Annotated in this window: 11 protein-coding genes and 1 pseudogene; all 12 read right to left on the reverse strand. The window is 69.9% G+C overall.

Translation table 11 applies throughout. The annotated features are described in order from the left end of the window. Window positions 1–267 (reverse strand): annotated as a pseudogene (locus AC27VN_RS21080) (HDOD domain-containing protein); the annotation flags it as partial. Window positions 268–311: 44 nt separating this feature from the next. Beyond that, window positions 312–1,514 (reverse strand): flagellar hook-associated protein FlgL, encoded by a 1,203-nt coding sequence (gene flgL, locus AC27VN_RS21085; protein WP_296794751.1) that lies wholly within the window; start codon window positions 1,512–1,514, stop codon window positions 312–314. A gap of 20 nt (window positions 1,515–1,534) precedes the next feature. Beyond that, window positions 1,535–3,418 (reverse strand): flagellar hook-associated protein FlgK, encoded by a 1,884-nt coding sequence (flgK, locus tag AC27VN_RS21090; protein WP_490877773.1) that lies wholly within the window; start codon window positions 3,416–3,418, stop codon window positions 1,535–1,537. 34 nt (window positions 3,419–3,452) lie between these two features. Then, complete coding sequence (gene flgJ, locus AC27VN_RS21095; RefSeq protein WP_093342427.1) at window positions 3,453–4,307, reverse strand: flagellar assembly peptidoglycan hydrolase FlgJ; 855 nt, start codon at window positions 4,305–4,307, stop codon at window positions 3,453–3,455. Between the two features lie 5 nt (window positions 4,308–4,312). Beyond that, window positions 4,313–5,464, reverse strand: coding sequence for a flagellar basal body P-ring protein FlgI (locus AC27VN_RS21100; protein WP_490877774.1), 1,152 nt, complete (start codon window positions 5,462–5,464; stop codon window positions 4,313–4,315). Window positions 5,465–5,478: 14 nt separating this feature from the next. After that, the gene (locus tag AC27VN_RS21105) at window positions 5,479–6,171 is read right to left on the reverse strand and encodes a flagellar basal body L-ring protein FlgH (RefSeq protein ID WP_490877775.1); all 693 of its coding nucleotides are present in this window, start codon (window positions 6,169–6,171) and stop codon (window positions 5,479–5,481) included. Beyond that, window positions 6,168–6,950, reverse strand: a complete 783-nt coding sequence (gene flgG / locus AC27VN_RS21110) for a flagellar basal-body rod protein FlgG (protein WP_490877776.1) — start codon at window positions 6,948–6,950, stop codon at window positions 6,168–6,170. The genes AC27VN_RS21105 and flgG overlap by 4 nt, the downstream gene beginning before the upstream one ends. Before the next feature lie 28 nt (window positions 6,951–6,978). Continuing rightward, the gene (gene flgF, locus AC27VN_RS21115; RefSeq protein WP_296787760.1) at window positions 6,979–7,719 is read right to left on the reverse strand and encodes a flagellar basal-body rod protein FlgF; all 741 of its coding nucleotides are present in this window, start codon (window positions 7,717–7,719) and stop codon (window positions 6,979–6,981) included. Between the two features lie 25 nt (window positions 7,720–7,744). After that, window positions 7,745–8,962, reverse strand: a complete 1,218-nt coding sequence (gene flgE, locus AC27VN_RS21120; RefSeq protein WP_208508974.1) for a flagellar hook protein FlgE — start codon at window positions 8,960–8,962, stop codon at window positions 7,745–7,747. Window positions 8,963–9,000: 38 nt separating this feature from the next. Continuing rightward, window positions 9,001–9,678 (reverse strand): flagellar hook assembly protein FlgD, encoded by a 678-nt coding sequence (locus AC27VN_RS21125; protein ID WP_093341644.1) that lies wholly within the window; start codon window positions 9,676–9,678, stop codon window positions 9,001–9,003. A 40-nt stretch (window positions 9,679–9,718) separates the two neighbouring features. After that, window positions 9,719–10,123, reverse strand: coding sequence for a flagellar basal body rod protein FlgC (gene flgC, locus AC27VN_RS21130; protein ID WP_057595352.1), 405 nt, complete (start codon window positions 10,121–10,123; stop codon window positions 9,719–9,721). Between the two features lie 3 nt (window positions 10,124–10,126). After that, on the reverse strand, window positions 10,127–10,310 hold a 184-nt coding region (locus AC27VN_RS21135), incomplete at its 5' end, for a flagellar basal body rod protein FlgB (RefSeq protein WP_490877777.1).

The raw sequence follows: 10,310 nt of genomic DNA on the forward strand, positions 1-10,310 counted from the left end.
CTGCATCCAGCCGAGCGGAATCTCGAGCATCGGCCCGGCCGCCTCGGCGTTGCTCGCGATGTCGCGCAGGAACTCGGGCGTCTGGATCGACAGCAGCAAGGTCGGCGAATCGGCGTTCCAGGTCTCGGCCAGCGTGCGCAGCAGGTGGCGCCCGTCGATGCGTTGGCGGTCCTCGTGGACGAACAGCTGGACTCCCGCGAGCGCGCGCGGCCGGTTCCAGAACGGGCGGTAGCCGAAGGTCAGGCTGCCGAGTACCGATTGAGACATGAAGACGAGAAGGAGAGAAGGAACGAAAGGGCGGTCACGCCACCTCAGCCGATGAAGTTGAACAGCGAGAGTTTCTGGATTTCGGCATAGGAGCCGAGGGCCGCGGAGTAGGCGGTCTGCTGGGTCTTGAAGTCGGACAGCGCCTGGATCGTGTCGAGGTCCTCGGCGCGCGAGCGGTCGGCCTCGAGCTGCAGGCTGCGCGACGACTGGCGGTCGGAGATGCTGTCGACCTGGTTCAGCAGGTCGCCCGCGCGGCCGCGCGAGGCCGACAGCCGCGCGCTCGCGGCGTCGATCTGCACCAGCGACTGCGCCACGTTCTGCGCCAGCTGGCCGCTGCTGTTGCTGCCGTCCTTCACGCCCGCGATCGCTTGGTCGAGCACGCCGAACAGGCTGGTCTTGCCGCTGGGCGCGACAGTCAAAGCATTGCCGTCGGCCGGCACGCCGCTGGCCGTGAGCGAGATCCCGGCGAACTCGATCGCCTGGCCCGCGGTGTAGGGCTGGCCCGACTTGAGCGTGGCCTGCGTGGTGGTGTCGATCACGTCGTAGGTGGTCACCCCGTTGGCGACGCTGAACGCGACGCGGTAGCCGTGGCCGGTCAGCGCCGAGGGATCGATCACCTTGCCGGCGTCGCTGTAGACATTGCGCGTGCCGGCCGCCTGGCTCACGGTGAACACGCCGTTGCCGGTGGGCACGTCCATCCAGGTGCCGTAGCCGTCGAGCATCGAGGGGATGGCGGTGTCGCTGGCGGCGCCGGCCTGGCCCGCGATGCCGTCGAAGCGCACGCCGCTGCCGTTGTCGACGAAGGGCGCCGCGGTGCTGCCCAGGCCGCCGAACAGCGACTGGCCGTTGCTGTCCTGCGCATTGGCATAGCCGAGCAGCTGGCCGCGCAGCGTGGTCAGGCGCTGCGCGATGGTGGCGCGGTCGGCCGCCGACAGCGTGGCATTGCCGGCGTTCACCACCAGCGTGCGGAACTCGGCCATGGCCGCGGTCGCGCTGCCCAGGGTCGACTCGGCCGTCGAGACCGCGTTGCGCTGCAGCTCCAGCGCGCGCTGGTCGGTGCTGACGCGCGCCATGCGCGTGATGGCGCGCTCGGCCTGCGCCGCGCCGGTCGGGTCGTCGCTGGGGCGCAGCACCTTCTTGCTGGCGCTGAGTTGTTCCTGCAGTTTCGAAAGCTGGGACTGGCGCGTGGTGAGCTGGCGCACCGCGTTGTCGTAGGTGGTGGCACTGGCGAGGCGGGTGGCTGTCATGGTTCTTCCTGTCTCCCGGGTCAGTTCATGTTCTGCAGCAGCGAATCGAAGATGCTCTGCGCGATCTGGATCATCTTGGACGAGGCCTGGTAGGCCTGCTGGTACTGCAGCAGCTTGGCGGCTTCCTCGTCGAGGTTCACGCCGGCCTGGCTGGTGCGGTCGGTCTCGAGCGAGGTGGCGATCGAGCCCGAGATCTCGGCCGCGTACTGCGCGCTCTGCGAACGCACGCCGACCTGCGCCATCAGCGCGGCATAGCCGTCGGTCATGGGGGCGCCGTCGAACACCGTCTTGTCGCGCAGTGCCAGCAGCGCCTGCGCATTGCCGGCGTTGCTGCCGCCGTAGGCGGTGGTGGCGGCCTGCACGGTGATCGTGTCGCCGGCCTTGGGCGTGCCCGACAGCACGATGGTCCAGCCGTTGTAGCTGATCGGCTGGCCCGCCACGTAGGGCACGCTGGTCGGGTTGCCGGTGCCGTTGCCCGCCACGTCGAAGCCGCCCGCGCCGTTGAAGGTCAGCGTGACCGGCTGGTTGAGGTTGGCATTGGCCGAGGTCGCGGCCAGGCTGCCGACCGCCATGCCGCCGGTGTTGCCGGTGCCCACGCGCGCCTCGACCGGGCTGCCCGCGGCCAGCCCGCGCGCCGAGCGCAGCACGGTCGCCATGTCGCCGGCGGCCGAGGCATAGGGCTTGAGCACGAAGCTGTCGCCCTCGGCCGCGCTGCCCGACTTCAGGTCGAGCTTGAGGCCGTCGATCTCGATCGGCATCGGGCCCGCGAAGCTGGTGGTCTTGCCGTCCGACAGCCGCTGCACCTCGATGCTGCCGCCCGCGCCGAACTTGACCTGGTAGCTCGAGGCCGCGAGCGCCGAGGTGTTGGACACCGTGGCGCCGATCACCGCGTTGCCGGTGTTGCTCGCGGCGCCCATGGCATCGGGGATCGCGATCGGCTTGAAGAAATCGCCGCCGGCCTTGCCGTCGAGGTCCACGCCGAGCCGGTGCTGGGCATTGATCTCGGTCGTCAGCGTGAGCGCCATGCGGCCCAGGCCGTCGCGTGCCTCGGCCAGGTCGCTGTTCTGGAAGCGCAGCAGGCCCGCGACCGCGCCGCCGCCGAGCGTGGCCTCGTCGATGGTGGTCGAGAGGCCGCTGCGCATCAGCGTCAGCTTGCTCTGGTTGGCGTCGTCGGTGCTCATCGCGACCTGCGCCGCCTTGTTGCCCAGCACCAGCGCCTGGCTGCCCACGAACACGCTGAGCGAGCCGTCGTCGGCCTGCACGGTGGTGGTCTGTACCTGCTGGTTGAGCTCGCGCAGCAGCTGGTCGCGCTGGTCGAGCAGGTCGTTCGGGCTCTGGCCGCCGCCGCTGGCGCGCGCGATCTGCTCGTTGAGCGTGGCCAGCCGCGCGGCCAGGCCGTTGATGCTGCGCACCGCGTCGCCGAGCTGCGAGTTCACGCCCTTCTGCAGGTCGTCGAGCCGGGTCTGGGCATCGCGCATGCGCGCGGCCATCTCGTCGGCGCGCGTGAGCACCACGTTGCGCGCCGTCACGTCGGTCGGCGCGCTCGCGATGTCGGAGAAGGCGTTGAGCAGGTCCGACACGGCCGCGCCCAGGCCGGTCTTGCCGCCCTTGAAGATGTCCTCGAGCGAGGACAGGCGCGCCGCGCGCGTGGCGTCCATGGCCTGCACCGACTGCGCGGCCGCGGCCTGGCGCGTGAGGAACTCGTTGTGGGCGCGCTCGATGGTCGTGACCTCGACGCCCTTGCCGATATAGCCGCTGCCGGTGTACTGGCCCGCGACCTGGCCCATCACGGCGGTCTGGCGCGAGTAGCCGACGGTGCTGGCGTTGGCGATGTTGTGGCCGGTGGTCGACAGCGCGACCTGGTTCGCGAGCAGGGCGCGGGCGCCGACGTTGAGCAGACTCATGGCGGGATCTTTCTCGGGGACTGGCCTGTGCGCTTCAGGTGCGCTGGATCTTCAGCGTGGTGTGGATCGCGCGGCTGAGCTTGGCCGCGTAGGCCGGGTCGGTGGCGTAGCCGGCGCGGTGCAGTTCGCTCGCGTAGGCGCTGACCGAGCTCACGCTGGCGCGCGCCTTCTCGTAGCGCGGCGAGTTGCCGATCAGGCGCGCGTAGTCGCGGAACGACTCCTCGTAGGAGTCGTAGGCGCGAAAGCGCGCCGTCACCTTGCGCGGCTCGCCGCCGATGTATTCGGTGGTGGTCACGGCCACGGTGGGGCCGGTCCAGCTGCCGCCGGCCTTGATGCCGAACAGGTTGTGCGAGGGGCTGCCGTCGCGGTGGCGGATCTCGCTGCGGCCCCAGCCGGTCTCGTGGCCGGCCTGGCCGATCATGAAGCTGGCGGGAATGCCGGTCTCGCGCGACACGCGCTCGGCCGCATCGTCGTGCTGCTCGACGAAGCTGCGCTGGTTGGCGGCCGGCTTGATGCGCGCGGCCTCGGCGCCCAGCGCGATGGTCGGTGCCTTGGCGGTGCCGCTCATCTGCTGCGTGAGCTGGCGCGTGATCGCGTCGGTGAGGCCGCCGGGCAGGCCCGAGAGCTGCACCGCGAACTGCTGGTCGAGCAGGTCGGTGCCGAGCTTCTCGCCGTCGCTGTCGAGCAGGCCCGACTTCATGGTCGCCTCGCGCATGCTCTTGATCAGCTCGCGCATGAACAGCGACTCGAACTGCTTGGCCGCCTCGCGCACCGCCTTCGGGTCGTTGCCATTGGCTGCGAGCTTGAGCGCGTCGAGCGAGCGCGCGTCGGCCGCCAGCCCCTGGCCGGTCGAGGGCGACATGGACATCGCGGACAGCGAGGTCTGCATCGACATCAGATCACCTCGAGTTCCGCGTTGAGCGCGCCCGAGGCCTTGATGGCCTGCAGGATCGCGAGCAGGTCCTGCGGCGTGGCGCCCAGCGAATTGAGGGCGCGCACCACGTCGGCCAGCAGCGGCGCGGCCGGCACCTGGATCATGGTGCCGGGCTCCTGCTTGATCTGGATCGAGGCCTGCTCGGCCACCACGGTGCGCCCGCCCGACAGCGGCGCGGGCTGGCTGATCACCGGCGCCGAGCTGATCGTGACCGACAGGTTGCCGTGCGCGATCGCGCAGGGTCCGAGCGTCACGGCCTGGTTCAGCACGATCGAGCCGGTGCGCGCATTGATCACCACCTTGGCCGCGGGCGTGCTGGCCTCGAGCGTGAGCTCCTCGAGCTCGGCGATGAAGTTCACGCGCGCATTGGCGTCGGTGGGCGCGCGCACCTGTACCGTGCGGCCGTCCATGGCGCGCGCGGTGCCGGTGCCGAGCTTGCGGTCGATGGCCTGGGCCACGCGGCGCGCGGTCTGGAAGTCGACCGCGTTGAGGTCGAGGTTCACGCTGTCGCCGTCGAGCAGCGGCGAGGGCACGCTGCGTTCCACCTGCGCGCCGTTGGGCACGCGGCCCGCGCTCAGGTGGTTGATCTGCACCTTGCTGCCCGCGGCCGAGGCGCCGGCGCCGCCCACCACCATGTTGCCCTGCGCCAGCGCGTAGATCTCGCCGTCGGCACCGCGCAGCGGCGTGGCGACCAGCGTGCCGCCCTTGAGCGACTTGGCATTGCCCATCGAGGAGACGTTGACGTCGAGCTGCTGGCCCGGCTGCGCGAAGGCCGGCAGCTGCGCCGTGACGATCACCGCCGCCACGTTCTTCAGCTGCAGCTGCGAGGCGCGGTTGTCGGGCAACGTGATGCCCAGCTGCTGCAGGTAGTTCGCCACGCTCTGCGTGGTGTAGGGCATCTGCGTGGTCTGGTCGCCGGTGCCGTCGAGCCCGACCACCAGGCCGTAGCCCGTGAGCTGGTTGCTGCGCACGCCCTGCACGGCGGCGACTTCCTTGATGCGCAGCGCATGCGCCTGCTGGGCGGGGCCGAGCGCGAGCAGCAGCATGCCGAGCAGGCCGAACGAAAGTGCGGCTACGCGGCGGCGCAGGCGGTGCTGGGGCGTGAGGGCCATGGCGTCGTGCATCCTCAGAACGGCAGCACGCTCATGAAGAAGCGGCCCAGCCAGGGCATGACCTGCGATTCCTGCTGCGCGCCGCGGCCGCGCGACTCGATGCGCACGTTCGCCACCTGCGTCGACAGCACGTTGCTGCCGGCCTGGATCGAGCGCGGATCGATGGTGCCCGAGAAGCGCAGCACGTCCACGTTCTGGTTCACGCCGATCTGCTTCTCGCCGGTCACCACCAAGTGGCCGTTGGGCTGCACGTCGATCACCGTCGCGGTGATCGAGCCCTGGAAGGTGTTGGCGCTCTCGGTGCCGCCCTTGCCCGCGAAGTTGTGGGCCGACTCGGCATTGGCGCTGGCGCGGCCGAAGGAGTTGGCGGCGAAGAAGGGCAGGGCCGCGATGCCGGTGTCGATGCTGCTGGTCTTGCCGATGGTCGAGGTCGACTTCTGGCTCGCGCTCACGTTCTCGACGATCGAGATCGTCACCGTGTCGCCGATCATGCGCGCGCGCCGGTCCTCGAACAGCGGCCGGTAGCTCGCGGTGCGGAACAGGCTGCCCGTGGCCTGGCGCGGCACGGCCGCCATCGGCGAGGCGCTCACGGGCGGCGGCGCGGTCGAGGGCATCTCGACCTGCGGCGTGTTGGCCAGCGTGGTGCAGCCGCCGGCCACGACGAGGGCGAGGGCGGCGAAGGCCGCGCGGAACAGGGACAGTCTCACAGCTGCCCCAGCTTCTGCAGCATCTGGTCGCTGGTCTGGATGGCCTTGGAGTTCATCTCGTACGCGCGCTGCGTCTGGATCATCGAGACCAGCTCCTGCACCACGTTCACGTTCGAGGTCTCGAGGAAGCCCTGCATCACCGTGCCCAGGCCGTTGGTGCCCGCGGTGCCGCCGTTGGGCTGGCCCGAGGCGGCGGTCTCGGCATAGAGGTTCTCGCCCAGCGGCTCGAGGCCGGCCGGATTGATGAAGTTGACGATCGCCAGCGAGCCGATGTTCTGCGGCGTGGCATTGCCCGACAGCGTGGCCGAGACCGTGCCGTCGCTCGAGATGCTGACGCTGGTCGCGGTGGCGGGCACCGTGATGCCGTTGGCCACCGGCAGGCCCGAGGAGGTGAGCAGCCGGCCCTGCGCATCGACCTGGAACGAGCCGTCGCGCGTGTAGCCGATGGTGCCGTCGGGCTGCGTGACCTGGAAGAAGCCGTTGCCCTTGATCGCCAGGTCGAACTGGTTGTTGGTCTGCTGCATGTTGCCCTGCGAGAACGAGCGGCTGGTGGCGACCGTGCGCACGCCCAGGCCCAGCTGCAGGCCGGTGGGCAGCTGCGACTGCTCGGTGCTGTTGGCGCCGACCTGGCGCAGGTTCTGGTACATCAGGTCCTCGAACACCGCGTTGGCGCGCTTGTAGCCCGTGGTCGAGACGTTGGCGAGGTTGTGCGAAATCACGTCCAGCTGGGTCTGCTGGGCTTCCATGCCGGTCTTGGAGATCCAGAGCGAATTGATCATGGCGAGGGTCTTTCTCTTGCGATGGGCATCAGCCCTGGACGTTGAGCAGCTGCGCGGCCGACTTGTCGGAGTCCTGCGCGGACTGCAGCAGGCGCAGCTGGCTGTCGAACTGGCGCGCGGCGGCGATCATCCCGACCATGGTCTCGATCGGGTTCACGTTCGAGCCCTCGAGCGCACCGGTCTCCACGCGCGCGGTGGCGTCCGAGGGCAGCGGCTCCTGCGAGGCGGTGCGGAACAGGCCGTCCTCGCCGCGGCGCAGCGGGTCGTCGGCCGTGGGCGTGGCCAGCTTCAGGCGGCCCAGGGTGGAGGAGGGCTGGTCGCCGGTCTTGGCGCTGACCGTGCCGTCGCTGCCCACCGACAGCTCCGAGCCCGGCGGCACGTCGATCGGCGCGCCGCCGTCTGACAGCAGCGGCAGGCCCGAGCTGGTCATCAGCGTGCCTTCGGGCGAGACCTGGAAGGCCCCGGCGCGGGTGTAGGCCTCAGTGCCGTCGAGGCCCTGCACCGCGAACCAGCTCTTGCCCTGCGCCACCATGTCGAGCGCGCGGCCGGTGCGCTGGATCGCGCCGGGCTTGTCGTCGTGGCCCGAGGTGGCTTCCATCGCGAACACGCGCGTGCTGGCGCCGTCGCCGCGCAGCGGCACGGCGCGGAAGGTCGAGAGCTCGGCGCGAAAGCCCTGGGTCGAGGCATTCGCCAGGTTGTTGGCGAGCACGCTCTGGCGCTGCGCCGCGGCGCTCGCGCCGCTCATGGCGGTGTAGATCAGGCGGTCCATCGCGCGTCGCTTCCGGTGCGTCCGGTCAGCGCAGGTTGATCAGCGTGGACATGACCTGGTCCTGCGTCTTGATGGTCTGCGCATTGGCCTGGTAGGCGCGCTGCGTGCTCATCATGTTGACCAGCTCGGCCGTGAGGTCGACGTTCGATTCCTCCAGCGCGCCCGAGCGCAGCTGGCCGAAGGTGCCCTCGCCGGGCGCGCCGCGCACCGGCTGGCCGGAGGCGGCGGTCTCGACCCAGTAGCCCGAGCCGCTGGGCGCCAGGCCCTGGGCATTGCGGAAGTTCACCAGCGCGACCTGGCCCGCGGCCTGGGTCTGGCCGTTCGAGTAGGTGGCGGTGATGACGCCGGTGTCCTCGATCTTGATGCCGGTGAGCTGGCCGGCGGTGTAGCCGTCCTGCGTCAGGTCCGAGACCGCGAAGCGCGCGTTGACCTGGGTCATCTTGCTCAGGTCGAGCGAGGCCGTGAAGGTGCGCGTCGGGTCGTTGGGCGAGGACAGCGTGATCGCGGGCACCGTCGAGGTGGTGGTGTTCAGGCTGCCGTCGGCGTTGAAGTTGAGCTGGAACGGCGTGGAGGCCGCGGGGTCGCTGCCGTTGACGCTGGTGTAGACGTTCCAGCTGTTGTTGGCGGTCTTCTGGAAGTACAGGCCGACCGGCACCTCGAGGCCCTGCGCGTCGTAGGCGGTCAGCGAGGTGCCGTAGGTGCGGATCGGCGTCGGCGGCGTGGCGGTGGAGGCGACCACGGCGCTGGCGTCGAGCGTGATCTCGGCCGCCATCTTGGTGGTCTGCTTGGCGGGAATGGGCGCGCCGGTGGGCAGCTTCAGCGGGATCGCGTCGTAGCTCTGGCGCACGCCGTTGGCGTCGGTGGCATAGCCCATCACCTGCGCGCCGCTGTTGGTGATGATGTTGCCCTGCTTGTCCTGCTTGAAGTTGCCGGCGCGGGTGTAGGCGGTGGAGCCGTCGGGCGCCTTCACCTGGAAGAAGCCGCCGCCGTTGATCGCCACGTCGAGGTCGTTGCCGGTGATCGACAGCGAGCCCTGCGAGAACTGCTGCGAGACGTCGGCCACGCCCACGCCCAGGCCCACGTTGGTGCCGCCGATGGCGCCGGCCGAGCTGGCGTAGATCTCGGCGAACTCGGCGCGCGAGGACTTCATGCCGGTGGTGCCCGCGTTGGCGATGTTGTGGCCGATCACGTCGAGGCTGCGGCTGGCGGCGTTGAGACCCGAGAGTGCCTGTTGAAAGCTCATGGAGTGGCTCCTGTGTGCTGGATGGGAAGGGGTGTCTGTCAGAGAACGGCGTGCACGTTGGCGTAGGGCGTCTTGCCCGCGGTCAGCAGCGTGAGCGTGAGGCCGCCGCTGGCGTCGCTGCCCACGGCCACCACCTTGTCGCGCATCAGCGCCACGGCATCGACCTTCTCGCTGCCGTTGGTGGCGATGACCTTGAACTGCAGCGGCGTGTCGGCCGGGTACGTGGAGGAATCGAGCGTGAAGCCGTGCTGGCCCGCCTCGAGCTCGCCGAGCGAGACGGTGTCGATGACCTGGCCGCCGGCCGTGGTGACCTGGATCTTCACGTTGCTGGCCTTGGCCGGCAGCTCGATCGCGCCCACCGCGGTCTTGGCCGTGGTGTCGAAGGCCAGCTGGTTGCCCTCGGTCAGCACGCCGTGGCCCACCAGGTTGCCGGCCTGCAGCACCTGCATGGCCGACATCTGGGTGTTCATGTTCTTCATCGTGTCGTTGAGCTGCTGGATGCCCGTGACCGTGTTGATCTGCGCGATCTGCGAGGTCATCTGCGCGTTGTCCATCGGATTCATCGGATCCTGGTTCGCGAGCTGGGCGACCAGCAGCTTGAGGAAGCGGTCCTGCGCCTCGGCGGTGCCGCTGGCGGAGATCGACTTGCTGTCCGCGCTCGAACTCGGCACGTAGGTGGTGCCGGTGAGGTTGGAGGTGGCGGCGGTGGAGGTCATGCGCGGGCGTCCGGAAGAGGGGTGTGCGGAGGGGGGGCGGTCACTGGCCGATCTGCAGCGTCTTGAGCAGCAGGTTCTTGGCCGTGTTCATCACCTCGACGTTGTTCTGGTAGGAGCGCGAGGCCGAGATCATGTTGACCATCTCCTCCACCGCGTTCACGTTCGAATGGGTCACGTAGCCCTGGGCGTCGGCCATCGGGTTGGCGGGCTCGTGCACCTTGCGACCGGGCGTCTGGTTCTCGGTCACCGAGTCCACGCGCACGCCGGCGCCGGTCTCGCCGTCGAGCGCCACGGTCTGGAACACCACCTGGCGCGCCTTGTAGGGCTGGCCGTCGGGGCCGGCCACCGCGTCGGCATTGGCCAGGTTGCTGGCCACCACGTTGAGGCGCTGCGACTGCGCGCTGACCGCGCTGCCGGAGATGCCGAAGATCGAGAACATCGACATGGCTTATTGCCCCTGGATGGCCGCGAGCAGCGTCTTGCCCTGGCCGTTGATGAAGCGCAGCGTGGCCTCGTAGCGCACCGCGTTGTCGGCGAAGGCCGCGCGCTCGCGGTCGAGGTCGACGCTGTTGCCGTCGAGCGAGGGCTGGGTCTGCACCGCGTAGCCGCCGCTGGCGCCCGTGCCACCGGTT

The organism is Variovorax sp. 20P10.2.4 (genome assembly GCF_058244205.1).